This window comes from Streptomyces sp. NPDC007808 (assembly GCF_042868655.1).
Classification (GTDB): domain Bacteria; phylum Actinomycetota; class Actinomycetes; order Streptomycetales; family Streptomycetaceae; genus Streptomyces.
The window spans coordinates 470,923-494,828 of the sequence record NZ_JBIAEQ010000007.1; the positions used below are offsets into that span (position 1 = coordinate 470,923).

Sequence of the window (23,906 nt, forward strand, 5' to 3'; positions counted from 1 at the left end):
GGTTCTGGGGGCCCGATCCGGAGTCCTCCGCTGGAGCGTGTCGTCGTGAGCAACGCGCAGTTCGAGACGTATGGCCCGATCCCCGCCCACGAGCCCCCGGCTTACGGCGGCTTCGACCCGTACGGCGTCCCGACGCCGGCGTACGGGATGCAGGGCCCGTACGCGACACGTACGGACACGTACGAACCCGCCTATGAGACCCGCGGGATCTACGAGGCATACAAGGCATACGGGGCCGACGAGGCGTACAGGGCCGGTGTGGCGTACGGGGCCGACGAGGCGTACGAGGACACATACCGGCCCGCGTACGAGGACTCCGAGACGGCGGCGCCCGCGACCGACCGCCGAGCCCGGGGCGGTCGGCGGGCCGCACACCGGCGCAGGGCGCGAACGGCCGAGCGCGGTGAGGGGTCCATGCGCCGGCTCGTACCGCAGGCGCTGGTCGTGGCCTTCCTCGCGGGTGGGACGACCGCCTTCGTCGCCAAGGACAAGGCGATCGAGCTGAGCGTGGACGGTACTCCGCGCACACTGCACACCTTCGCCGACGACGTCACGGAACTGCTCGCCGAGGAGGGCGTGGAGGTAGGGGCGCACGACGTGGTCGCGCCCGGCCCCGACGCGGGGCTCGCCAGCGGGGACGAGGTCGCGGTGCGCTACGGGCGGCCGGTGCGGCTCACCCTCGACGGCCAGCGGCGCGAGGTGTGGACGACGGAGCGCACGGTGGAGGCGGCGCTCAGACAGCTGGGGGTGCGTGCGGAGGGCGCGTACCTGTCGACGTCGCGCTCCCGGCGCATCGGGCGGGAAGGGCTCGCGCTGGATGTGCGCACCGAGCGCGCGGTGACGGTCATGGCGGACGGCCGCGCCCGCACGATCCGGACGAACGCGGCGACCGTGCGCGAGGTCGTGGAGCAGGCCGGCATCACCCTGCGCGGCCAGGACACCACGTCCGTGCCGCTGGACGGCTTCCCGCGCGACGGGCAGACGGTCACCGTGCTGCGGATCACCGGCCGCAAGGAGATCCGTGACGAGGCGATCGCGTTCGCCGTGGAGCGGATCGAGGACCCGTCGGTCTTCCGGGGCACGGAGGTCGTCGAACGGGCGGGGGAGCCGGGCCTGCGGCGGGTCACCTACTCCCTGCGCACGGTCAACGGCGTCACGCAGAGGCCCCGGCGCCTGCGCTCCGAGGTGGTGCGGGAACCGCGGACCCAGGTGGTGAAGGTGGGAACCAAGCCGCTGCCGACCGTGCGCGGCGCGGACGGGCTGAACTGGCAGAGCCTCGCCTCGTGCGAGTCCGGGGGCCGCCCGGACGCGGTGGACTCGTCGGGGACGTACGGGGGCCTGTACCAGTTCGACACCCAGACCTGGCGCAGCCTCGGCGGGAAGGGCCGGCCGCAGGACGCCCCGGCGGCGGAACAGACGATGCGGGCGAAGAAGCTGTTCGTGCGGCAGGGGACGAGTCCCTGGCCGCACTGCGGGGGCCGGCTGCACGGGTGACACCGGCCGGGGACCCGGCTCGCTCAGACGCCCGGGCCACGCGCGTCGGAGCGCGCCCGGCGGCGCCCGTACCCTTGTCGGGTGAGCAGCCCCACCCCCGACGCCCTCCTGGGCCCCGCCGACATCCGTGAACTGGCGGCAGCCCTCGGCGTGCGCCCCACCAAGCAGCGCGGCCAGAACTTCGTGATCGACGCGAACACGGTCCGCCGTATCGTCCGTACCGCTCAGGTCCGTCCCGACGACGTGGTCGTCGAGGTCGGCCCGGGGCTCGGCTCCCTCACGCTGGCCCTGCTGGAGGTGGCCGACCGCGTCACCGCCGTCGAGATCGACGACGTCCTGGCCGCCGCGCTGCCCGCCACCATCGCGGCCCGCATGCCCGAGCGCGCCGAGCGTTTCGCGCTGGTGCACTCCGACGCGATGCATGTCGCCGAGCTGCCCGGCCCGCCGCCCACCGCCCTGGTCGCCAACCTCCCCTACAACGTGGCCGTGCCGGTGCTCCTGCACATGCTCGACACCTTCCCGAGCATCGAACGCACCCTCGTCATGGTGCAGTCGGAGGTCGCCGACCGCCTCGCCGCCCCGCCCGGCTCCAAGGTGTACGGCGTGCCGTCGGTGAAGGCCAACTGGTACGCCGAGGTCAAGCGGGCCGGTGCCATCGGCCGCAACGTCTTCTGGCCCGCGCCGAACGTCGACAGCGGCCTGGTGGCCCTGACCCGGCGTACCGAGCCGATCAGGACCACCGCCTCGAAGCGCGAGGTCTTCGCGGTCGTCGACGCGGCCTTCGCCCAGCGCCGCAAGACCCTGCGGGCCGCGCTCGCCGGATGGGCCGGATCCGCGGCGGCCGCCGAGGCCGCACTCGTCGCGGCCGGCGTCTCGCCGCAGGCCCGCGGGGAGGCCCTGACCGTCGAGGAGTTCGTCCGCATCGCCGAGCACAAGGAGGCCGCGGACCGGCCGCGGGAGTCCGCCGCCCCGTCGACGCGGTCCGCCGCCCGGTCCGAGGAGTCCGAGTAAGTGAGCACGAGCGTCACCGTCCGCGTCCCCGCCAAGGTCAATGTCCAGCTCGCGGTCGGCGCCGCACGCCCCGACGGCTTCCATGACCTGGCCAACGTCTTCCTCGCCGTCGGCCTGTACGACGAGGTCACCGTGACCCCCTCGCCCGAGGGCCTGCGCGTCACCTGCGACGGCCCCGACGCCGACCAGGTCCCCCTCGACCGTACGAACCTCGCCGCCCGCGCGGCCGAGGCGCTGGCCGCGCGCCACGGGCGTACGCCCGACGTGCACCTGCACATCGCCAAGGACATCCCGGTCGCCGGAGGCATGGCGGGCGGCAGCGCGGACGGCGCGGGCGCCCTGCTCGCCTGCGACGCGCTGTGGGGCACCCGCACCTCCCGCGAGGAACTCCTCGACATCTGCGCCGAGTTGGGCAGCGATGTGCCGTTCAGCCTGGTCGGCGGCGCGGCCCTCGGCACCGGCCGGGGCGAGAAACTGCGCCCGCTCGACGTCGGCGGCACGTTCCACTGGGTGTTCGCGATGGCCGGGCGCGGGCTGTCGACGCCCGCCGTCTTCCGGGAGTTCGACCGGCTCGGCGAGGGCATGGACATCCCCGCGCCCGTCGCCTCCGAGCCGCTCCTCGACGCCCTCGCGGCCGGCGACCCCGACGCGCTCGCCGCCGCGGTCTCCAACGACCTCCAGCCCGCGGCCCTCTCCCTCTTCCCGGAGCTCGCCGACACCCTCGCCGTCGGCCGGGACGCCGGCGCCCTCGCGGCACTCGTCTCCGGCTCGGGCCCGACGACGGCGTTCCTCGCCCGCGACATGCAGGCGGCGGCGACGGTCGCGGAAGCCCTGCGGACCTCGGGCACCTGCCGGACCGTGCGCACGGCCGACGGCCCCGCCCGGGGAGCCACCGTGCTGCCGGAGTGACGCCCGCGGGGGCCGCCGATCCGCTCCGCGCCGGTTCGCCGTACCGCCGATCTGTCCGCCGGGCTGGGACGGCCGTGTCGCCGACTCGTCCGCGCGGCCGGGTTCGTCGATCCGCCTCGTGCCGGGTTCGCCGTGCCGCCGATCCACCCGCCAGTCGGGTCCGCCACGCCGCCGACCCACCCACCCGGCCGGGTCCGCGATCCGCTCCCGCCGGGCCCGCCGTGCCGCCGATCCACCGACCCGCCTCTACCGGGTCCGTTGATCCACCGACCGCCCCTGCGCCACCGACCGTCCCTGCGCCACCGACCGCCCCCGCGCCACCGACGGCCCCCCGCCACCGGGCGCGGTTGTGGTGGCTGGGCGGGCCCACGGCATCGGAGCGTGACCTCTTACTCATAAGTAGGACTTCTTCGCTCGATCTCCACACGGATCTACTGCGATCGCAGTACCCGTGGGGCGAGAGGTGGCGCTAGCGTCGCTTGACGTTTCAAGTGTCGGGGCGCGCGTCCGTGCCCTGCCCACCGTCAAGCGCACTTCCTGGAAGGGGACACATCCGTGTCCGAATCCCCCACCCCCACCCAGCCGTCCCACCGTAGAAAGCGCTCCCTGTCCCGCCGTGGCGCAATCGCCGCAGGCGGGGCTGTGGCGGCCGGAGCCGCGATCACGCCCATGGTGTTCGCGTCCACCGACTCCGGCGCGTCGGACAACTCCGCCTCCGGATCCGGTGATTCCGGCACCACGCCGGAGAAGTTCCCGAAGACCCGCACCGAGTCCGCCACCGGCACCGGCGAGACCACCACCGCCTTCGCCGCCTCCTTCGTCGCCCTGCGCTGGAGCGGCACGCAGGACGGCGCCGGAATCCGCTTCGCGGACGGCACGTCCGCCCCGGGCGCCTGGCAGCGGCTGACCGGCGGCTGCGCGACCGTCGAGGGCGGCGGTACGGCGCTGGTCGCCGCCGGGAACGCCACCGGATACGAGCTGAAGGCCCCCGCCGGGGCACACGGCGTGCTCTCCCTCGCGATCGACACCACCGACGGCCCGGACCGCACCTTCCGGGTGCCGAGCGAGCCGACCCGCGTGCGTGGTGTGCGCTACCTCTCGCGCCCCGCCTGGGGAGCCGACGAGTCGAAGCGCTACAAGGACGGCAAGGTCAACTCGCCCGAGCAGTACTTCCCGCTGCAGACGATCACCGTCCACCACACGGCGACGCCGAACGACGACCCCGACCCGGCGGCCACCATCCGGGGCATGTACGAGTACCACGCGGTCAGCCTCGACTGGGGCGACATCGGCTACCACTTCCTCATCGACGAGGCCGGCAACGTCTACGAGGGCCGTTACTCGGGCGACGACGGCATCCCCGCCTTCGACCCCGACGGCAACGTCGTCACCGCCTTCCACACCGCCGGCTTCAACTCGGGCAACCTCGGCATCGCCCTGCTCGGCACACTGGCCGACCGCGGCCCGACGGACGCGGCCAAGGCCTCGCTGATCCGGCTGGTCAAGGTCGTCTCCCGCTTCAAGGGCCTCGACCCCACGGGCAGGACCACGTTCGTCAACCCCGTCAACGGTGTGACGAAGGACGTGAACACCCTCAGCGGCCACCGCGACTGGCTGCAGACCGAGTGCCCCGGCCAGACGATGTACGACCTCCTCGCCGAGGTCCGGACGGCCGCCGCCCGCAGCTGAGGCCGTGCACAGCGCTGCGCCCCGGGGATCGGAATCCCCGGGGCGGGCGTGGGGGGTGGTACGCGAGTGCGTACGAACACCGTCGCCCCGTTGATGAATCCACGTCAATTAGGGGAATCCCTACGTCCGGGCAGGGGCCGTTCGCCACGGGGACGGAGGTGTCGTACGGGCCGACTACCCTGGGAGGCTGACCCGCGCGGCGGAGCCGCATGTCGACACAGCCCCCGGGCAGGAGCGAAATGGCCGTCAATCTCGTCAATGTCGAGAACGTCAGCAAGGTGTACGGCACCCGTGCCCTGCTCGACGGCGTGTCACTCGGCGTCTCCGAGGGCGACCGCATCGGCGTGGTCGGACGCAACGGCGACGGCAAGACGACCCTGATCCGGATGCTGGCCAAGCTGGAGGAGGCCGACACCGGCCGGGTCACCCACTCCGGCGGGCTGCGCCTCGGAGTCCTCACCCAGCACGACTCGCTCGACCCCGAGGCGACCGTCCGCCACGAGGTGATCCGGGACCTGGCCGACCACGAGTGGGCCGGCAACGCCAAGATCCGCGACGTGCTCACCGGACTGTTCGGCGGACTCGACCTGCCCGGATTCCCGCAGGGCCTGGACACCGTCATCGGTCCGCTCTCCGGCGGCGAGCGACGCAGGATCGCGCTCGCCAAGCTGCTCATCGACGAGCAGGACCTGATCGTCCTCGACGAGCCCACCAACCACCTCGACGTCGAGGGCATCGCCTGGCTCGCCCAGCACCTGCGCGAGCGCCGCTCGGCCCTCGTGTGCGTCACGCACGACCGCTGGTTCCTCGACCAGGTCTGCACCCGCATGTGGGACGTCCAGCGCGGTGACGTCCACGAGTACGAGGGCGGCTACTCCGACTACGTCTTCGCCCGTGCCGAGCGCGAGCGCATCGCCGCGACCGAGGAGGTCAAGCGGCAGAACCTCGTCCGCAAGGAGCTGGCCTGGCTGCGCCGCGGCGCGCCCGCGCGCACCTCCAAGCCCCGCTTCCGCGTCGAGGCGGCCAACGAGCTCATCGCGGACGTCCCCCCGCCCCGGGACAGCAGCGAGCTGATGAAGTTCGCCTCGTCCCGGCTCGGCAGGACCGTGTTCGACCTGGAGGACGTGACCGTCCAGGCCGGTCCCAAGATGCTGCTGAAGCACGTGACATGGCAGCTCGGGCCGGGCGACCGCATCGGGCTCGTGGGTGTCAACGGCGCGGGCAAGACCTCACTGCTGAGGGCCATGGCCCAGGCGGCGCGGACGGACGGCGAGACACAGCCGGCCGGCGGACGGATCAACGTGGGCAAGACCGTCAGACTCGCCTACCTGTCCCAGGAGGTCGACGAACTCGACCCGAACTGGCGTGTCCTGGAGGCCGTCCAGCGCGTGCGCGAGCGCGTCGACCTCGGCAAGGGGCGCGAGATGACCGCCGGGCAGCTGTGCGAGACGTTCGGCTTCGGCAAGGAGAAGCAGTGGACGCCGGTCGGGGACCTCTCCGGTGGTGAGCGGCGCCGACTCCAGCTGCTGCGCCTGCTCATGGACGAGCCCAACGTCCTCTTCCTCGACGAGCCCACCAACGACCTCGACATCGAGACCCTGACCCAGCTGGAGGACGTCCTCGACGGCTGGCCGGGCTCCATGATCGTCATCTCCCACGACCGGTTCTTCATCGAGCGCACGACGGACCGCGTGTTCGCCCTGCTCGGCGACGCCACCCTGCGGATGCTGCCCCGCGGTATCGACGAGTACCTGGAGCGGCGCCACCGCATGGAGGCGCAGGTCGCCGCCGCGGCCACCGCCCCCGCCGTCGAGAAGGCCGCCCCCGAGAGGAGCGCGGCCGACCTGCGGGCCGCCAAGAAGGAACTCCAGAAGATCGAGCGGCAGCTCGACAAGGTCTCCGAGCGCGAGACCAAACTCCACGCGCAGATCGCCGAGCACGCCACCGACTTCGCGAAGGTCGCCGAACTCGACGCCGAACTGCGCGACTTGGCCGGTCAGCGGGACGAACTGGAGCTGCGCTGGCTGGAACTCGCCGAGGACGCCTGACCCCGGCAGCCCTCGACGTACGCCGGCACCGGGCCGTCGGCGGGCGCGGGTGGCGCGTTGCGTGAAGGGGGCGTGAAGGCGCATAACGAGGGCATCACGGGCCGGTCCTCCCTTGGGAACAGGGGCGGACGCGGCCCGGTGTGCTGTCCGTGGCGAGTGATAGAAAGGTCCGTCTGAACAGTCCGAGAACCGCTGGTGTGGCGCGAATGTGACGGCACAGGATGTGACACCACACCGGGCACAAGGGGGAACCGCTCATGAGCCAGCCGCCCAACCAGCCGCCGCAGGGCGGCTTCGGCGCACCGCAGGATCCGCGGCAGAGCGGCTTCGGGGCACCGCAGCCCCCGGCTCAGGGCCCCCAGACCCCGCCGCAGGACGCCCCGCAGACACCCCCGCCGCCGCAGGGCCCTCCGCAGACGCCGCCGCCCCCGCAGGGCCCTCCGCCGGCCGCCCCCCAGCCCGGGTACGGCTACCCGCAGCAGCCGGGCCAGCCCGCGGCCCCCTACAACTCCGGCCCGTACGGCCAGCCGCAGCAGCAGCCGTACGGCTATCCGCAGCAGCCCGGGCCCTACGGCCAGCAGCCCGCCCCCGGTTACGGCTACCCGGGCCAGCCGCAGTACCCGGGCGTGCCCGGCACCCCGCCCGGCGGCTCGCGCAACCCCTTCAAGGGCAAGCCCGCCCTCGCCGCCCTCGCGGCCGTCGCGGCACTGGCCGTCATCGGCGGCACCGTCTACGCGGTGACCGGCGGCGGCGACGACGACCCCAAGAAGCCGATCGCGAAGGGCAGCGGCGACCCGAAGGGCTCCGGCTCCCCGACCGACCCCGAGACCGGCGGCGGCAGCGAGGGAGGGGCGGACCCGGAGAACCTCAACGGCGGTCGTCAGCCCGGCGAGGCGAAGGTCCTCTGGTACAAGCAGGCGCCCGACGCGCCCAGGGCCGGCGCGGACGCCCCCGGCCTGTGGATCACCGACAAGTCCGCGGTGAAGGCCGCGTACAAGCAGCTGTTCGCCTACAACATCGCCGACGGCGAGGAGACCTGGGAGCCGATCACCTTCCCGGAGAAGATCTGCGCGGTCACCCCCGAGAAGTCGTCGGACGACAAGATCGTCGTGGCGTACGAGAGCGGCAGCAGCGACCGCGCCAAGTGCAACCAGATCCAGCAGGTCGACCTCACCACCGGCGCCAAGGGCTGGAAGGGCGAGGTCTCCAACGGCGAGCTGTTCGACAACACCATCAAGATCGACCTGTCCATCACCGGCAAGACGCTCATGGTGGGCCGCTCGCAGTCGGGCGTGGCGTACGACCTCGACAGCGGCAAGAAGCTGTGGGACAAGAAGCGCTACGGCGACAAGTGCTTCCCGGACGCCTTCGCGGGCGGCGAGAAGCTGATCGCCGTGTCCTCCTGCGACGCCACCGGGAGCAACGAGCACGACGAGATCCAGGAGCTCGACCCGAAGACCGGCAAGGCCAAGTGGACCCAGAAGTACGGCAAGGGCTGGAAGATCGCCCGCGTCTTCTCCATCGACCCGCTGGTCGTCTACAGCACCAACGAGGACAAGAAGGCCTGGAACATCTCGACCCTCGGCTCGGGCGGCAAGTTCCGTTCGGAGGTCGGTGTCGACCTGAAGCTCGGTGTCGAGTGCGGCTGGGCCATCCTTGAGCGCAACCTGAGCGGCTGCTCCGGTGTGGCCGCGGACGACGACACGCTCTACCTGCCCACCGAGGCGATCACCAGCGCCAACGAGATCGTCGCGATCAGCCTGTCGAACGGCAAGGAGAAGTGGCGCGTCAAGTCCCCGGCGGACAAGCCGATGATGCCGATCAAGGTCGAGGACGGCAAGCTCATCGCCTACGTCAAGCCGTCGTACGACGCCGGCGGCCAGGTCGTGTCGATCCCGGTCACCGGCGGCAGCCACGAGCCGACGACGCTGCTGCAGAACCCGACGGGCGCCGCGCGCATCGAGAACGGCTTCTTCTCCCGGATCTACGACTGGGTCGACGGGCGCTTCTACCTCGCGAGCGCCCGGCTGAGCGGGAACGACGAGGCGAAGGAGAAACTGATGCTCGCCTTCGGCAAGTGAGGCGTGCGCCGGACCTCCGCTTCGGCGCTCACCGCGTCCCCGCTCCCCGCCGCGTCGTCCCCGCCCGACTCCCCTGAGGTGCCCACGCCATGACCCAGCCGCCGCCCCCACCGCCGCACCAGCCCCCGCCCGGGGGAGGGTTCGGCCCGCCGCAGGACCAACCGCCCCAGCAGGGCGGTGACTTCGGCGCACCCCAGCCGCCGCAGCAGCCCCAGCCGCCCGCGCAGCCTCCGCAGGCGCCGCCGGCGGGCGGGGCGCCGGGCTACGGCTACCCGCAGGCACCCCAGGCTCCGCAGCCGCCCCAGGGGCCGCCCGCGCCGCCGGCCGGCTACGGCTACCCCCAGGCACCGCAGGGAGTCCCGCACAACCCTCCGCCCGGATACGGCCACCCCGGTCAGCAGCCCGGTGCGTACGGGCAGCCGAACCCGTACGGCCAGCCGCCCGGATACGGCTATCCGCAACCGAACATGCCGCTGCACCCCCAGCCCGGCGCGCCGGGCGGCGGGCGGAAGATCAACACGACGGTGGCCGTCGTCGTGGCTTCCGTCGTGGCGATCGCCCTGGTCGTCGGCGGGGTGTGGTACCTCAATTCCGGTGACGACGGCGGAAAGCAGAACACCGCCAACTCCAGCGGCGGCACCGGCGGCGGTGACGACGGCGACGCCATCGGCGGCGGCACCACCACTCCCGGCAAGGAGAAGGTGCCCTCCGACCCCAACTCCCGGGTCATGTTCCAGATCCCGTCCCCCGACGTCCCGGAGGACACCAGCATCACCGTGTCCGGTTCCTGGCTGACGGAGAAGGCGTACGTCAAGAGCGGTGTCTCCGAGATTGTCGGCTACGACCCCGACAAGGGCACCGAGCTGTGGTCGATCAAGCTGCCCGGCCCCGTCTGCCGGGCCGGCAAGCACATGACCGAGGACAACCTCACGGCCATCGCCTACGAGCCGGCGAAGCCGACCAAGAAGAGGCCGTCGCACGGCTGCAGCCAGATCGCGGCGATCGACCTCGACGCCGGTCAGAAGCTGTGGACGAAGAGCGTCGAGGTCGACGACCGGGAGATCTACTTCGACAACGTCACCGTCGGCGGCGGCACGGTCGCCGCGGGCGGCACCAGGGGCGGCGCCGCGTTCGACCTGAAGACCGGCAAGCAGCTGTGGGTCCCCAAGGCCAACGACGGCTGCTACGACCTCGGTTACGCCGGTGGCCCGAAGCTCGTCGTGCTGCGCAAGTGCGGTTCGTATCAGAACCCGCAGCTCAACGTCCAGACCATCGACCCGAAGTCCGGGAAGGTGATCTCCGAGTACAAGATGGCCGAGGGCGTCGAGTACGCCAGCGTGATCTCCACGGAACCGCTCGTCGTGGCCGCGGAGCTCGGCGAGACGGAGTCCGCCGGCATCTCGGACGTCTTCTCGCTCGACAACAAGACCGGCAAACTGCGCATCCGTATCTCCCTGCCGGCCGCCCAGTACGCGGCCCGCTGCTCGGGCGTCACCACCATCGAGGCCTGCACGGGGGTCGTGGTGGGCAACGACCGGCTGTACGTGGAGACCAAGCCGCACCAGGGCGGTGGCGAGTACGGCCAGACCAACGAGATCGTCGTCTTCGACCTGGCCACCGGCAAGCAGACCGGGCAGCGCGCCGACGCGGGCGACCGGTACACGATCACGCCGCTGCGGATGGACGGCGGCAACGTGATCGCGTACAAGCGTCCGCCGTACGACAAGGGCGGGCAGGTCGTCAGCATCGACGGCGGCAGTTTCAAGGAGACGAAGCTGCTGGAGAACCCGGCCGCGCGGAACGTGCGGGATGTGGAGACCCGGATGCTGCCGGAGAACGCCGAAGTCCTCTACGCACAGGGACGCCTGTACATGTCGGCGCGTTATGCGAGCGAGTTGGGCAGTACGTTCCAGAAGAAGTACCACGTGATCGCGTTCGGCGCGGGCGGCTGACCGACGCGGCGGCCACCGCCGACGAGCACGATTCCGGCCCCGTTCCTGTCTGTTCAGGAGCGGGGCCGGATCTTTACCCGCTGGTCGTCCTCGAATGCGGGGAAAGCCAGAAAATCCGCCGTTCCGGGGCACTTCTCACCGGTAGGGGGAGCGCAATGTCGAACAAGCGTGTAGCTTCCGGGGGCAAGAAGGGCCGGGGGAGCCGGGAGGGGGCTTCTGTCCGCGCGGACCAGTGGGCATCCATAGTGGGGCATCCGGGCCGGCGTGGCCGGTCGTGGGTAGTGATGGGGATCCATTGGGGGGACTGGGGGGTTGCTCGATGGGAGTGCGGCTCATGGTGGTCGACGACCACCGATTGCTCGCCGAGGCGCTGGCCTCGGCACTGAAGCTGAGGGGGCACCGGGTGCTGGCCGCGGCGGCACCGGCCGCGGGGGCGGCGGAGCTGGTGATCACGCGGGCTCCTGAGGTGTGCCTGCTGGGGACGGCGACTCCGGCCGAGCCGGGGATCTTCGACCCGGTGGTCCGGATCAAGCGGGAACGCCCGCAGGTGGCGGTGCTGGTGCTGGGCCCGGTCCCGAGCCCGCGCGGCATCGCGGCGGCCTTCGCGGCGGGGGCCTCCGGATACGTCCGGCACGACGAGCGCATCGAGGGCGTCGAGCGGGCGATCATGAAGGCGCGGGCCGGGGAGGCGGCGGTTGCGCCGCAACTGCTGCAGGGGGCGTTCAGCGAGCTGCTCAACCCGGCGGCCCAACCCGACGACGAGGGCCAGCGGTTGCTGTCGATGCTCACGCCCCGGGAGGTCGAGGTCCTGGTCCGCGTGGCGGACGGCGAGGACACCCGCCTGATCGCGGCGGGCATGGGCATCGCCCCTTCGACGGCACGTACCCATGTCCAACGCGTGCTGATGAAACTGGGCGTGGGCTCCCGCCTGGAAGCGGCTGCCCTGGCGGCGCGGACGGGGTTGCTGGACCGGGCGGGTCCGGTGCCCGCCCGCGACCCGGCGCCGGAAGCCTGACGGGCCGCACGCCGGATCGCGTCCTGCCGACCGAGTGAATCGAGAAGGCCGAAGGGAGCATGCGGCACGCTCCGCCTCGGATGATCAGAAGGTGGAGGAACCCAAGGACGTATGACCGAGCCAGAATTCGACCTGCACCCCAAGGCCTCCTCGGACGTCGTCGCCGAGCGCCGCGCGCTGGCCGATGAAGTCCGCCGGCAGCTGGCCCGAGCCGGGTTTCCCGTTCGCCGGGGCGATCTCAGCGATGGGCTCGACAAGCAGCCTGGTGTGGTGGTGCACGTCGACGCTTTCGTCGGCGGCGGGGTGTTCGTGGACTGGGAGACCGGCGCGGAGTTGAGGACGGCCGCTCTCGAACTCTTCGAGAGGGGTTTCGACTTCTCGAACCCGCCGCCTGTCTCCCGCCACTACAACACCGTCTTCACGTGCATGCGGGGTGCCCTCATGGGGATTCTTGCCTCAGCGGGATTCGAGGTCGAGGAACCGGACGGGCACACGCACGGGTCCTTGGTCCAGGTGAACGGCTTCAACCGACCCTGATCCTCTCTCGCGTCAGGCCTCGCCGACCGGCTCCGCCACCGCACCGCCCAGCAGCAGCTGACGAACTCGCTGCTGGTGAAGGTGATCGGGGAGATGAGGGTGAAGGCGAACGCCTGCACCTTCTCGGCGTCGCCCGCGAGCAGCCCGATCATTCAGTGCCGCCCACAAAGGTCGGCGCCCAGCCGCGCCACCGGCCCCAGAGTCACTCTTTCGGCTCGCTCCCCGGCGCAACCTCCGGTGTCGGCGGAGCCGCAGGACGCAGTTTCAGCCATGCCAGGAAGAAGAGCCCCAGTGCCAACATCCCCAACCCGGTCCACAGGTTGATGTTGACGCCCTCCGCCTTGTCGATGTCGGCGTCCGACGCCGTGAGCCCGGCGATCGTCACGATGATGCCGTAGACCACGAACAGGCCGCCGATGATCCGCCGGATGTCGAACAGCCGCGCGGCGGTGGCCGACTTGCCCTGCAGGTCGGTGACTTCCCGCTGTACGTCCTTGTCGGAGTAGTGCTCGGACATCTGTCGATCCTCCCTCGGTCAGAACGAGAACGGGATGTAGCAGGCCGCGGCCAGGATGATCGCGCCCCAGCCGAGCAGTGCCGGCTTGCGGTACCAGGCCTCGTCCCCGGGGGACGGCGGCTCGGCCATGCCGGGTGAGGTGGTGCCGTAGACGAGTCCCTGCAGCTCCTCCGTCGGCTTGGGCGCGGTGAAGAGCGACACCGCCACCATGACGACGGCGCCGGCGGCGAATCCCGCGATCGCCGAGACGAAGTTGGCGCCCTGGTCGGAGGGGATGTCGATGATGTCCTGCTTGTAGAGGACGAAGTAGTTGACCATGGCCGCCGTGGTGCCCGCGAGCAGTCCCCAGAAGCCCGATTTCATCGAGGCCCGCTTCCAGAACATGCCGATGATGAAGACGACGAACATCGGCACGTTGAAGAAGGAGAACAGCGTCTGGAGGTAGGACATGATGTTGGAGAAGGAGCGCGCGAGGAACGCCGTGCCGATGGAGGCGCAGACTCCGATCGCGGTGATGAGCCGGCCGAAGCGCACGTAGTACTCGTCCTGCCGGCCCTTCACCACGTACTTCGCCCAGATGTCCGTCGTGAACACCGTGTTGAAGGACGACACGTTCGCCGCCATGCCCGCCATGAACGCGGCGAGGAGGCCGGTCACCGCGATGCCCAGGACGCCGTTGGGGAGCAGGCCCTCCATGAGGTACGGGATGGCGTCGTTGTACTGGTAGCCGGACTCCTCGGTGCCGAAGCCGGGTACCAGGGCCGCGACGGCCAGTCCCGGGATCATCACCAGGAAGACGATGAAGATCTTCGGGAACGCCGCGATCAGCGGGGTGCGCTGGGCCGCCGAGAGGTTCTTGGCGGAGAGGGCTCGTTGGACCTCCGCGAAGTTCGTCGTCCAGTAGCCGAAGGAGAGGACGAAGCCGAGGCCGAGGACGATCGTCAGCCAGTTCGCGCCGAGCGGGTTGGCCTCACCGATGCCCGTCCCGCCCCACGCGGTGACGAAGTCGTCGCCGTGGGACTTGGTCAGGGTGTCCGTCAGGCCGTCCCAGCCGCCCACCTTCTTCAGCGCCAGCACGGTGATCGGGATCAGCGCGGCCAGGATCACGAAGAACTGCAGGACCTCGTTGTAGATGGCCGATGACAGGCCGCCGAGGGTGATGTAGGCGAGGACGAAGAAACCCGCGACGACGATGGCCACCCACTGCGGCCAGCCCAGCAGGGCCTCGACCACGATCGCCAGGGCGTAGAGGTTCACCCCGGCGATCAGGATCGCGGCCAGCGCGAACAGGATCGAACTGAGCAGGTGGGCCGGCCTGTCGAAGCGCAGGAGCAGGAACTCGGGGACCGAGCGGACCTTGCTGCCGTAGTAGAAGGGCATCATCACCAGGCCCAGGAAGACCATGGCCGGGATGGCGCCGATCCAGTACCAGTGCACGGTGTAGGCGCCGTACTGCGCGCTGTTCGCGGCCATGCCGAGGATCTCGGTGGCGGCCAGGTTGGCCGAGATGAAGGCCAGACCGGTGACCCACGCGGGCAGCGAGCGGCCGGACAGGAAGAAGTCGAGGCTGGTCTTCACCGAGCGGCGGGCGGCGAAACCGATGCCCAGCACGACGACGAAGTAGATGCCGAGCAGCGTGTAGTCGAGCCAGTTCGTGGGGAGCCGCAGCTCGGCGGCGAGGTGGACGGAGGGGGGAGCTGGGGAGGGAGCAGGGGAGAGGGTGGGGGATGAGGTGGGGGGAAATGTGGGGGTTTGCATGTGTACTCGCTTCGTTTCGCGAACCGATACAGAGCGGAACCTACGCCCCGGCGTTCGTTGATTGAACACGCCCGGTGATGCTCTTTGTTTGATTGTGATGTTGACTCACCTGGTGAGTTGTGTTTCTCTGTGTTTAGTTCTGTTTGATGGAGTCTTGGAAGACCTGAGTGGCTCGAATGGGAGTCCGCCGTGAAGAAGACCTCGACCCAGCTGGCCGACGGTCGTGAGCTCGTCTACTACGACCTGCGTGACGACACGGTGCGCGACGCCGTCGACCGCCGCCCGCTGGAGCGGACCGTCACCACCTCCGAGGTCCGCCACGACGTGCTGCTCGGCGACCAGGTCGCCATCGCCTCTCACCGGCAGGGACGGACGTACCACCCGCCTGCCGACGAGTGCCCGCTGTGCCCCTCCGAGGGCGACCGGCTGAGCGAGATCCCGGAGTCGTCGTACGACGTCGTCGTGTTCCAGAACCGCTTCCCCTCCCTCGCCGGCGACTCCGGGCGCTGCGAGGTCGTCTGCTTCACCTCCGACCACGACGCGTCCTTCGCCGACCTGACCGACGAGCAGGCGCGGCTCGTCCTCGACGCGTGGACCGACCGGACCTCCGAGCTGTCATCGCTGCCCTCCGTGGAGCAGGTGTTCTGCTTCGAGAACCGCGGCGCCGAGATCGGGGTGACCCTGGGGCATCCGCACGGGCAGATCTACGCCTACCCGTTCACCACCCCGCGCACCGCCCTGATGCTGCGCTCCGTGGCGGCCCACAAGGACGCGACCGGCGGGGAGAACCTCTTCGACGCCGTCGTGGAGCGGGAACTCGCCGGTGAGCGGGTCGTCCTGGAGGGTGAACACTGGGTGGCCTTCGTGCCGTACGCCGCGCACTGGCCGTACGAGGTCCACCTGTACCCCAAGCGCCGGGTGCCCGATCTGCTCGCGCTCGACGAGGAGGCGCGCACAGAGTTCCCCCAGGTGTATCTGGAACTCTTGAGGCGCTTCGACCGGATCTTCGGGGAGGGTGAGCCGCCCACGCCGTACATCGCCGCCTGGCACCAGGCGCCGTTCGGGCAGCTGGAGGACTTCGAGGGCGTCGTGCGCGAGGACTTCGCGCTCCACCTTGAGCTTTTCACCATCCGCCGCACTTCCGGCAAGCTGAAGTTTCTCGCGGGTTCCGAATCCGGCATGAGCGTGTTCATCAACGATGTGCCGCCGGAGCGCGCGGCCGAGCGACTGCGAGAGGTAGCGAGTTCATGAGCGGGAAGTTTCTGGTCACCGGTGGTGCGGGTTACGTCGGCAGCGTGGTCGCGCAGCACCTGATCGAGGCGGGCGAGGAGGTCGTCGTCCTCGACAACCTCTCCACCGGCTTCCGCGAGGGCGTGCCGTCCGGGGCGTCCTTCGTCGAGGGCGACATCCGCGACGCCGCCAAGTGGCTGGACTCCTCCTTCGACGCCGTGCTGCACTTCGCCGCGTTCTCGCAGGTCGGCGAGTCGGTCGTGAAGCCCGAGAAGTACTGGGACAACAACGTCGGCGGCACCATGGCGCTGCTCGGCGCCATGCGCGAGGCGGGCGTGCGCACGCTCGTCTTCTCCTCCACGGCGGCCACCTACGGCGAGCCGGAGCAGGTGCCCATCGTCGAGTCGGCGCCCACGCGGCCGACGAACCCGTACGGCGCCTCCAAGCTCGCCGTCGACCACATGATCACCGGCGAGGCGGCGGCCCACGGCCTCGGCGCCGTGTCGCTGAGGTACTTCAACGTGGCGGGCGCCTACGGCGACTGCGGCGAGCGCCACGACCCCGAGTCGCACCTCATCCCGCTCGTCCTCCAGGTCGCCCAGGGCAAGCGCGACGCGATCTCCGTGTACGGCGACGACTACCCGACGCCGGACGGCACCTGCGTACGCGACTACATCCACGTCGCCGACCTGGCCGAGGCCCACCTGCTGGCGCTGAAGGCCGCCCGGCCCGGCGAGCACCTCGTCTGCAACCTCGGCAACGGCAACGGATTCTCCGTCCGCGAGGTCATCGAGACCGTCCGGCAGGTCACCGGGCACCCGATCCCCGAGGTCGTGGCCCCGCGCCGCGGCGGCGACCCGGCGGTCCTGGTCGCCTCCGCCGACACCGCCCGCGAGCGGCTCGGCTGGACCCCGTCCCGCGCGGACCTCGCGGGAATCGTCGCGGACGCGTGGCGGTTCGCGCAGCGACGCGCGGGTTAAGGTCTACGGCCGGTACGGACGGCCGTACGTTCCACGGCTGTTCGGCCGGTCAACTCATCGGCCCCAGCGGCCGGTTCAGCAGGGAAGGTCAGGGACAGGGGATGAGCGTCGACACGGCAGCCGCGGTCGCCGAGCGGTTCAGGGAGCTGTACGGGACCGAGCCGGAAGGGGTGTGGGCCGCGCCGGGCCGGGTCAACCTGATCGGCGAGCACACCGACTACAACGACGGCTTCGTCATGCCGTTCGCGCTGCCGCACACCGCGGTCGCCGCCGTCGCCCGGCGCGAGGACGGCGTACTGCGCCTGCACTCGGCCGACGTCGAGGGCGGCGTGGTGGAACTGCGCACCGACGCCCTGACGCCCGAGACGGACAAGGCCTGGACGGCGTACCCGGCGGGCGTCGTCTGGGCGCTGCGCGAGGCCGGGCACGCGGTGACCGGCGCCGACATCCACCTGGCCTCGACGGTCCCGGCGGGCGCGGGCCTGTCGTCGTCGGCGGCCCTGGAGGTCGTGGTGGCACTGGCGCTCAACGAGTTGTACGGCCTCGGTCTCAGGGGCTGGCAGCTGGCCCGCCTGTGCCAGCGCGCCGAGAACGTCTACGTCGGCGCCCCTGTCGGCATCATGGACCAGACGGCGTCCGCCTGCTGCGAGGCCGGTCACGCCCTGTTCCTGGACACCCGGGACCTCTCCCAGAAGCAGATCCCCTTCGACCTGGCCGCGGAGGGCATGCGGCTGCTCGTCGTCGACACCCAGGTCAAGCACTCCCACAGCGAGGGCGAGTACGGCAAGCGCCGGGCCGGCTGCGAGAAGGGCGCGGCGCTGCTGGGCGTGGACGCGCTCCGGGACATCGCCTACGACGACCTGGACGCGGCCCTGGAGCGCCTCGGCGACGACGAGGAGGTACGCCGCCTGGTACGCCATGTCGTCACCGAGGACCAGCGCGTCGAACGTGTCGTCGCCCTGCTGGAGTCCGGCGAGACCCGCGCGATCGGCCCGGTCCTGACCGAGGGCCACGCCTCCCTGCGCGACGACTTCCGTATCTCCTGCCGCGAACTGGATCTGGTCGTCGACACGGCCCTCGCGAGCGGTGCGCTCGGCGCCCGCATGACCGGCGGCGGCTTCGGCGGCTCGGCGATCGTGCTGGCCGAGGTGGCCGACGTCGACACCATCACCAAGGCGGTCGAGGAGGCCTTCGCCTCGGCCGGCCTCACCGCACCGCGCGTGTTCGAGGCGGTGCCGGCGGCGGGCGCGCGGCGGGTGGGCTGACCGCCTCACCCCAGCCGCTTGGTCAGCGTGTACTCCGTGATCCCCGGCGGATAGTCGGGGATCACGCACACCACCTCGTACCCCTGCTTCCTGTAGAACTCCGGCGCCTGGAAGTCCCATGTCTCCAGGCGCACGGAAGCACAGCCGCGCTCGTCACGCGCGACGCGCTCCGCCTGTGCGAGCAATTGCGAACCGAGACCGGCGCCGCGGTGGCGTTGGTCGACCCAGAGGTACGTGACGTGGAGCCAGCTGGTCCAGGTGTGGCCGACCAGGCCGCCCGCCACGGCGCCGGTGTCGTCCAATCCCCAGACCTGGAGCGGGTGTTCGCGCTCACCTGGGGTTCCGCGCAGGGCGCGCAGGACCGGGGAGGCCGCGGTGTTGGTGTCCCGCAGGCGGCGGCGGAGCAGATCCTGCCGCGATTTGTCGACTTCTGTCTCCAGACGAAACATGCGGCTCACCATAAACGCGTCGGACAACCAGTTCTGCAAATTACCTTCCGCTCGTGGCCCCCGGCCGTACTCTGATGAACAGCACCGGTGGGGGCCGGTGCTGATCAGGGGGCGAGACAGTCGGGTTCGGCGCCCGAAGTGGGGGTAGCAGTTCTTGCACGGCGGCGGTCGTGCGGCCATCCCTGCTTCGGGCGTCGCGCCTGCGACGGTGTTCGTCTCCCGGTGTCGTCCTCATGACGATGGGGTATCCCCTGCTCTTCGAGAGCTTGGGGAAGGGGGTTTCGTGGTTCGCATCCGAGTCCTGGTCGTCGACGACCATCGCATCTTCGCCGAGTCGCTCGCCGCCGCCCTGGCCGCAGAGCCCGATGTCGACGTCTCCGCCGCGGGCAGCGGCCCGGCCGCGCTGCGCAGTCTGGAGCGAGCGGCCGCCGAGGGGCGGCGCTTCGACGTGCTGCTCGTCGACGCCGACCTGGGCGGCAACGTGCCGGGGGTCCGGCCGGCCGTGCCCGTTCCGGAGGTGGGCGAGGACGGGATGGTCGACGGTATCTCGCTGGTCGTCGGCGTCCGCGCCGCGCAGCCCGCCGTACGGATCGTCGTCCTCGCCGAGAAGGACGATCCACGCCGGGCTGCGCTCGCCCTGCAGGCCGGGGCGTCCGGGTGGGTGGCCAAGGACTGCTCGCTGTCCCGGCTGCTCACCGTCATCCGCGGGGTGCTGCGGGACGAGACCCATCTGCCGCCCGCCCTGCTCACCGGGGTGCTGCGGGAGCTGACGGCCGCCCGCAAGCACCGCACCGAGAGCGAGCGCCTGGTCGAGTCGCTGACCCCGCGTGAACGCGAGGTCCTGCGCTGCATGGTGGCCGGCCTGGGCCGCAAGGCGGTCGCCGAACGCCTGTTCCTGTCCCCGCACACCGTCCGCACCCACATGCAGAACGTCCTCGGCAAACTCGGCGTCCACTCCACCCTCGCCGCCGTCGCCCTCGCCCGCCGCGCCGGGGTCGGCCCGGTCGATCTGGCCGGGGACGTCGTGGAGCGGGGCGGTCAGCTGGCGTAGGAGCGGGGTGGGTTCGCGGTCGGGCGAGCGCGTCCACCCCGCCCTTGGCGCGTAAGCCCCGGGGATGTCGTGGGCCCGGGCGGTCAACCGGCTCGCAGGCGTGCGGCTTGGTGGCGCAGGGCGGGCGGCCGGTGCCGGACGCGCTGACTCCGGCTTCGCCCTTCGCCGCCGTCGTCCATGACGCCTTCGCCCGCCGCGGTCCCTACGACACCCTCGCCGAGGGCGTCCTCGCCAGCCCCGTCGCGATCACCCCGCCGGCCTCGACCGGGGATCCGGCCTCAACCGGGGATGTTGTCGAACGGGGCGGTCAGCTGGCGCAGGAGGGCGGCCAGTTCGCCGCGCTGGGCGCGTGAGAGCTCCGCGAGGATCGCGCGCTCCTGGTCGAGGAGGCCGGCGAGGGCCTGGTCGGCGCGGTCGCGGCCCTCGTCCGTGAGGCGGACCAGGACTCCGCGACGGTCACTGGGGTCGGGGAGGCGCTCCACCAGGCCCTTCTTGGCGAGGCGGTCGATGCGGTTCGTCATCGTGCCCGAGGTGACCAGGGTCTGGGTCAGGAGCTGGCCGGGGGAGAGCTGGTACGGCGTTCCCGCGCGCCTGAGCGCGGTCAGCACGTCGAACTCCCAGGGCTCCAGACTGTGCTCGGAGAAGGCCAGTCGGCGTGCGCGGTCCAGATGCCGGGCCAGTCTGCTCACCCGGCTGAGCACCTCAAGCGGTTCCACGTCGAGGTCCGGGCGCTCCCGGCGCCACGCTGCGACCAGCCGATCGACCTCGTCCTCCATGGCGATCAGTGTAGTGGTTGTGTCGACGTGAAGTCTCTTGACGTCAAGATACCTCGAGGGGCAGGCTGGAGAGCGAGAAGACAGGAGGCCCTGCCCATGTCCGCTGCCGCCGCCCCCACCTGGGACCCGGCCCAGTACCTGCGCCACGCCGGCCACCGCGCCCGCCCCTTCGCCGACCTCCTCGCCCGCGTCCCGGATCTGCCCCAGGACCGGCCCCGTATCGCCGACCTCGGCTGCGGTCCCGGAAACGTCACCGCCCTGCTCGCCCGGCGCTGGCCCACCGCCCACATCACCGGCTACGACAACTCCGCCGAGATGCTGGACCGGGCCCACACCGAGTACGAGGGCCCGACCGAGGGCGGCGGCCGCCTCGACTTCGCCCACGCCGACGTACGGACCTGGACGCCCGAGGAGCCGTACGACCTGATCGTCAGCAACGCCACGCTGCAATGGGTGCCGGGCCACGTGGAGCGGTTCGGTTCCTGGGTCGGCGGACTGCGCCCCGGCGGCACCTTCGCCTTCCAGGTCCCCGGCAACTTCGACGCCCCGAGCCACCGCCTGATGCGCGACCTCGCCCACCGGCACGGCCTCGACCACACCCTGCGCCACTCCGACGCCGTGCTCGACCCGCGCGCCTACCTGGCCCGCCTGACCGGCCCGGGCTGCACGGCGGACGTGTGGGAGACGACGTACATCCATCTCCTGACCGGCGAGGATCCCGTCCTCGACTGGGTCAAGGGCACGGGACTGCGCCCCGTCCTGACGGCCCTCGCCGACGCCCCCGAGCGACGGGAGGCCTTTCTGCGCGACTACCGGGCCGCCCTGCGCGACGCCTACCCGCCCGAGGCGCACGGCACCCCCTTCCCCTTCCGGCGAATCTTCGCCGTGGCCCGCAAGCAGCAGTGAGGGTCACCGGGATCATGGAGTACGGCGCCCGGCCGGCCGCCCTCGGTCGGGGCGCACGTCGAGTGGGACGGGAACCTGCCGGGGTACAGGAGGTTCTACTCGTACGACCCCGTGGGGAACCGGCTGGAGTTCCTTGAACCCACGACCGCTGTTTGAGCGCCGGGCAGCGGGTCACCCGCTCGGTGACACCGACGTCGACCCTCGCGAGGAGTGAGGAACGTGGCGAAGGAAGAGAAGACCCGGGCCAAGAAGGAACAGCTCAAGGGCAAGGCCAAGGAAGCGATGGGCCGCATGGCCGGCAACGAGCGGATGACCGCCGAGGGCAAGGCCGACCAGATGAAGGGCGACGCACGTCAGGCCAAGGAGAAGGGCAAGGACACCTTCAAGCACTGAGCGCAGCCGCACCGGTGCCCCGCGCACGCGGCGCGGGGCGCTGGTCTGCGCGGGGCACCGGTCTGCACGCGGCGCGGCGCGTCAGCTCTTGCGGCGCCCTATGAGGTGCGGCTTCGCCTCCAGCCCGTCCAGCCCGTGCCAGGCCAGGTTCACCAGATGGGCCGCCACCTCCGCCTTCTTCGGGCGGCGCACGTCCAGCCACCACTGGCCGGTCAGCGCGACCATCCCCACCAGGGCCTGGGCGTACAGCGGGGCCAGCTTGGGGTCGAAGCCGCGGCTCTTGAACTCGCGGCCCAGGATGTCCTCCACCTGGGTCGCGATGTCGGAGATCAGCGAGGCGAAGGACCCCGTCGACTGCGGGATGGGCGAGTCACGGACCAGGATGCGGAACCCGTCCGTGTACTCCTCGATGTAGTCCAGCAGCGCGAACGCCGCCTGTTCGCACAGCTCACGCGGGTGGCCGGCGGTCAGGGAACTGGTCACCATGTCCAGCAGGCGCCGCATCTCACGGTCCACGACGACCGCGTACAGGCCCTCCTTGCCGCCGAAATGCTCGTACACCACCGGCTTGGACACCCCGGCCTTCGCCGCGATCTCCTCCACCGAGGTGCCCTCGAAGCCCTTCGCGGCGAAGAGGGTACGACCGATCTCCAGCAGCTGCTGGCGGCGCTCCGCACCGGTCATCCGGGTACGGCGCGCCCGCCGCGGCTTGTCGTTGCTGGGAGTGCTGCTCGAGTCGGTCGCCACAGCGACCATCATGCCGCCTTGACGGGCTCCTTCCCGTGCCGGGAGCCGCCTTCCTTGGTGTTACGGCGCGAATCGATACGCGAGCGTGACGGCCAGCGCACGTCGTAGGCCCAGCCGAGCATCTCGAACCAGCGGATCAGCCGGGCGGAGGAGTCCAGTTGGCCGCGCATCACACCGTGCCGGGCGGACGTCGGGTCGGCGTGGTGCAGGTTGTGCCAGGACTCACCGCACGACAGCACGGCCAGCCACCACACGTTGCCCGAACGGTCCCGCGACTTGAAGGGACGCTTGCCGACCGCGTGGCAGATCGAGTTGATCGACCAGGTCACGTGGTGCAGCAGGGCCACCCTGACGAGCGAACCCCAGAAGAACCCGGTGAACGCGCCCCACCACGACATCGTGACCAGACCGCCGATCAGCGGGGGCAGCGCCAGGGACACCACCGTCCACAGCACGAACTGCCGGGAGATCGTCCGCAGCGTCCTGTCCTTGATCAGGTCCGGCGCGTACTTCTCCTGCGAGGTCTGCTCCTCGTCGAACATCCATCCGATGTGCGCCCACCACAGGCCCTTCATCAGGGCCGGAAGGGTCTCGCCGAACCGCCACGGCGAGTGCGGGTCGCCCTCCGCGTCGGAGAACTTGTGGTGCTTGCGGTGATCGGCCACCCAGCGCACCAGCGGCCCCTCGACCGCCATGGACCCCGCGATCGCCAAAGCGATCTTCAGGGGCCGCTTGGCCTTGAACGAACCGTGCGTGAAGTGGCGGTGGAAGCCGATCGTGATGCCGTGGCAGCCCAGGTAGTAGAAGAACACCAGCAGACCGAGGTCCAGCCAGCTCACCCCCCAGCCCCAGGCCAGCGGCACGGCCGCCAGCAGCGCGAGGAACGGGACGGTGATGAAGAGGAGGAGGGCGATCTGCTCGATGGAGCGCTTCTGCTCGCCGCCCAGCGTGGCGGAGGCCTCTGCGGCGTCGGTGTCCGGACCGGGCACCTTCGGGGTGTCTGCGATCACGTCGGAACTACTGGTCATACGCGTCCCCTGGGGGGTATGTGGATGGAGAGGGCAACCGGGCCACCGGAACCCGTGCAGTACTTCCTAC

General features: G+C 71.0%; 21 protein-coding genes. 15 read left to right on the forward strand and 6 right to left on the reverse strand.

Features of this window, described 5'->3' with window-relative positions; genetic code table 11:
- Positions 1-45 precede the first annotated feature (45 nt).
- The 9 genes from ACFYNL_RS27705 (at position 46) to ACFYNL_RS27745 (ending at position 12,736) form a co-directional block, all read left to right on the forward strand.
- Entirely contained in the window at positions 46-1,494 is a 1,449-nt protein-coding gene (locus ACFYNL_RS27705) for a ubiquitin-like domain-containing protein (RefSeq protein ID WP_388807770.1), read from the forward strand.
- 81 nt (positions 1,495-1,575) lie between these two features.
- A complete protein-coding gene (gene rsmA, locus ACFYNL_RS27710; protein WP_388807772.1) occupies positions 1,576-2,505 on the forward strand; it encodes a 16S rRNA (adenine(1518)-N(6)/adenine(1519)-N(6))-dimethyltransferase RsmA in 930 nt (309 codons plus the stop codon).
- Positions 2,506-3,414: a 4-(cytidine 5'-diphospho)-2-C-methyl-D-erythritol kinase gene (locus tag ACFYNL_RS27715; protein ID WP_388807773.1), complete on the forward strand. Its 909-nt coding sequence runs from the start codon at positions 2,506-2,508 to the stop codon at positions 3,412-3,414.
- A 555-nt stretch (positions 3,415-3,969) separates the two neighbouring features.
- Complete coding sequence (locus ACFYNL_RS27720; RefSeq protein WP_388807775.1) at positions 3,970-5,103, forward strand: N-acetylmuramoyl-L-alanine amidase; 1,134 nt, start codon at positions 3,970-3,972, stop codon at positions 5,101-5,103.
- A 239-nt stretch (positions 5,104-5,342) separates the two neighbouring features.
- Complete coding sequence (locus tag ACFYNL_RS27725) at positions 5,343-7,151, forward strand: ABC-F family ATP-binding cassette domain-containing protein (protein ID WP_388807776.1); 1,809 nt, start codon at positions 5,343-5,345, stop codon at positions 7,149-7,151.
- A gap of 257 nt (positions 7,152-7,408) precedes the next feature.
- Entirely contained in the window at positions 7,409-9,232 is a 1,824-nt protein-coding gene (locus ACFYNL_RS27730) for a PQQ-binding-like beta-propeller repeat protein (protein ID WP_388807778.1), read from the forward strand.
- An 89-nt stretch (positions 9,233-9,321) separates the two neighbouring features.
- Entirely contained in the window at positions 9,322-11,184 is a 1,863-nt protein-coding gene (locus ACFYNL_RS27735; protein ID WP_388807779.1) for a PQQ-binding-like beta-propeller repeat protein, read from the forward strand.
- Positions 11,185-11,503: 319 nt separating this feature from the next.
- Positions 11,504-12,199: a LuxR C-terminal-related transcriptional regulator gene (locus ACFYNL_RS27740; protein ID WP_388807780.1), complete on the forward strand. Its 696-nt coding sequence runs from the start codon at positions 11,504-11,506 to the stop codon at positions 12,197-12,199.
- A 111-nt stretch (positions 12,200-12,310) separates the two neighbouring features.
- On the forward strand, positions 12,311-12,736 hold the full coding sequence (locus ACFYNL_RS27745; RefSeq protein WP_388807782.1) for a hypothetical protein: 426 nt from the start codon (positions 12,311-12,313) through the stop codon (positions 12,734-12,736).
- 202 nt (positions 12,737-12,938) lie between these two features.
- On the opposite strand, the gene ACFYNL_RS27750 is transcribed toward ACFYNL_RS27745, so the two are convergent.
- Both ACFYNL_RS27750 and ACFYNL_RS27755 read right to left on the reverse strand, forming a co-directional pair.
- The gene (locus tag ACFYNL_RS27750; protein ID WP_388807784.1) at positions 12,939-13,253 is read right to left on the reverse strand and encodes a hypothetical protein; all 315 of its coding nucleotides are present in this window, start codon (positions 13,251-13,253) and stop codon (positions 12,939-12,941) included.
- Between the two features lie 18 nt (positions 13,254-13,271).
- Positions 13,272-15,011, reverse strand: a complete 1,740-nt coding sequence (locus tag ACFYNL_RS27755) for a sodium:solute symporter family protein (RefSeq protein WP_388807785.1) — start codon at positions 15,009-15,011, stop codon at positions 13,272-13,274.
- A gap of 189 nt (positions 15,012-15,200) precedes the next feature.
- Here ACFYNL_RS27755 and galT point away from each other — a divergent pair, with 189 nt between their 5' ends.
- The 3 genes from galT (at position 15,201) to galK (ending at position 18,486) form a co-directional block, all read left to right on the forward strand.
- Positions 15,201-16,262, forward strand: a complete 1,062-nt coding sequence (gene galT / locus ACFYNL_RS27760) for a galactose-1-phosphate uridylyltransferase (protein ID WP_388807786.1) — start codon at positions 15,201-15,203, stop codon at positions 16,260-16,262.
- Positions 16,259-17,221, forward strand: coding sequence for a UDP-glucose 4-epimerase GalE (gene galE / locus ACFYNL_RS27765; RefSeq protein ID WP_388807787.1), 963 nt, complete (start codon positions 16,259-16,261; stop codon positions 17,219-17,221). Before galT ends, galE begins: the two co-directional genes overlap by 4 nt.
- 101 nt (positions 17,222-17,322) lie before the next feature.
- Positions 17,323-18,486, forward strand: a complete 1,164-nt coding sequence (gene galK / locus ACFYNL_RS27770; RefSeq protein WP_388807789.1) for a galactokinase — start codon at positions 17,323-17,325, stop codon at positions 18,484-18,486.
- A 5-nt stretch (positions 18,487-18,491) separates the two neighbouring features.
- On the opposite strand, the gene ACFYNL_RS27775 is transcribed toward galK, so the two are convergent.
- Positions 18,492-18,947, reverse strand: a complete 456-nt coding sequence (locus ACFYNL_RS27775) for a GNAT family N-acetyltransferase (protein ID WP_388807983.1) — start codon at positions 18,945-18,947, stop codon at positions 18,492-18,494.
- Between the two features lie 271 nt (positions 18,948-19,218).
- Here ACFYNL_RS27775 and ACFYNL_RS27780 point away from each other — a divergent pair, with 271 nt between their 5' ends.
- Entirely contained in the window at positions 19,219-19,986 is a 768-nt protein-coding gene (locus ACFYNL_RS27780) for a LuxR C-terminal-related transcriptional regulator (protein WP_388807791.1), read from the forward strand.
- A 278-nt stretch (positions 19,987-20,264) separates the two neighbouring features.
- Here ACFYNL_RS27780 and tamR read toward each other — a convergent pair whose 3' ends face one another.
- Positions 20,265-20,762, reverse strand: a complete 498-nt coding sequence (gene tamR / locus ACFYNL_RS27785) for a MarR family transcriptional regulator TamR (RefSeq protein ID WP_019753616.1) — start codon at positions 20,760-20,762, stop codon at positions 20,265-20,267.
- A gap of 96 nt (positions 20,763-20,858) precedes the next feature.
- On the opposite strand from tamR, the gene ACFYNL_RS27790 reads away from it, so the two are divergent.
- Positions 20,859-21,668 carry a trans-aconitate 2-methyltransferase gene (locus ACFYNL_RS27790; protein ID WP_388807792.1) on the forward strand — a complete coding sequence of 270 codons (810 nt, stop codon included), beginning with the start codon at positions 20,859-20,861 and terminating at the stop codon, positions 21,666-21,668.
- A 219-nt stretch (positions 21,669-21,887) separates the two neighbouring features.
- Positions 21,888-22,061: a CsbD family protein gene (locus ACFYNL_RS27795; RefSeq protein WP_363039606.1), complete on the forward strand. Its 174-nt coding sequence runs from the start codon at positions 21,888-21,890 to the stop codon at positions 22,059-22,061.
- A gap of 81 nt (positions 22,062-22,142) precedes the next feature.
- Here the strand turns inward: ACFYNL_RS27795 and ACFYNL_RS27800 are convergent, their stop codons facing one another.
- Positions 22,143-22,820, reverse strand: coding sequence for a TetR family transcriptional regulator (locus tag ACFYNL_RS27800; protein WP_388807794.1), 678 nt, complete (start codon positions 22,818-22,820; stop codon positions 22,143-22,145).
- Positions 22,817-23,836: an acyl-CoA desaturase gene (locus tag ACFYNL_RS27805; RefSeq protein WP_388807795.1), complete on the reverse strand. Its 1,020-nt coding sequence runs from the start codon at positions 23,834-23,836 to the stop codon at positions 22,817-22,819. The genes ACFYNL_RS27800 and ACFYNL_RS27805 overlap by 4 nt, the downstream gene beginning before the upstream one ends.
- Positions 23,837-23,906: the final 70 nt, after the last annotated feature.

Bases quoted from the DNA above. Each gene is read 5' to 3' on its own strand.
- ACFYNL_RS27725 (WP_388807776.1), top strand. From the start codon at position 5,343: ATGGCCGTCAATCTCGTCAATGTCGAGAACGTCAGCAAGGTGTACGGC.
- ACFYNL_RS27730 (WP_388807778.1), top strand. From the start codon at position 7,409: ATGAGCCAGCCGCCCAACCAGCCGCCGCAGGGCGGCTTCGGCGCACCG.
- ACFYNL_RS27735 (WP_388807779.1), top strand. From the start codon at position 9,322: ATGACCCAGCCGCCGCCCCCACCGCCGCACCAGCCCCCGCCCGGGGGA.
- ACFYNL_RS27740 (WP_388807780.1), top strand. From the start codon at position 11,504: ATGGGAGTGCGGCTCATGGTGGTCGACGACCACCGATTGCTCGCCGAG.
- ACFYNL_RS27745 (WP_388807782.1), top strand. From the start codon at position 12,311: ATGACCGAGCCAGAATTCGACCTGCACCCCAAGGCCTCCTCGGACGTC.
- ACFYNL_RS27750 (WP_388807784.1), bottom strand. From the start codon at position 13,253: ATGTCCGAGCACTACTCCGACAAGGACGTACAGCGGGAAGTCACCGAC.
- ACFYNL_RS27755 (WP_388807785.1), bottom strand. From the start codon at position 15,011: ATGCAAACCCCCACATTTCCCCCCACCTCATCCCCCACCCTCTCCCCT.
- galE (WP_388807787.1), top strand. From the start codon at position 16,259: ATGAGCGGGAAGTTTCTGGTCACCGGTGGTGCGGGTTACGTCGGCAGC.
- galK (WP_388807789.1), top strand. From the start codon at position 17,323: ATGAGCGTCGACACGGCAGCCGCGGTCGCCGAGCGGTTCAGGGAGCTG.
- ACFYNL_RS27775 (WP_388807983.1), bottom strand. From the start codon at position 18,947: ATGGTGAGCCGCATGTTTCGTCTGGAGACAGAAGTCGACAAATCGCGG.
- tamR (WP_019753616.1), bottom strand. From the start codon at position 20,762: ATGGAGGACGAGGTCGATCGGCTGGTCGCAGCGTGGCGCCGGGAGCGC.
- ACFYNL_RS27790 (WP_388807792.1), top strand. From the start codon at position 20,859: ATGTCCGCTGCCGCCGCCCCCACCTGGGACCCGGCCCAGTACCTGCGC.
- ACFYNL_RS27800 (WP_388807794.1), bottom strand. From the start codon at position 22,820: ATGATGGTCGCTGTGGCGACCGACTCGAGCAGCACTCCCAGCAACGAC.
- ACFYNL_RS27805 (WP_388807795.1), bottom strand. From the start codon at position 23,836: ATGACCAGTAGTTCCGACGTGATCGCAGACACCCCGAAGGTGCCCGGT.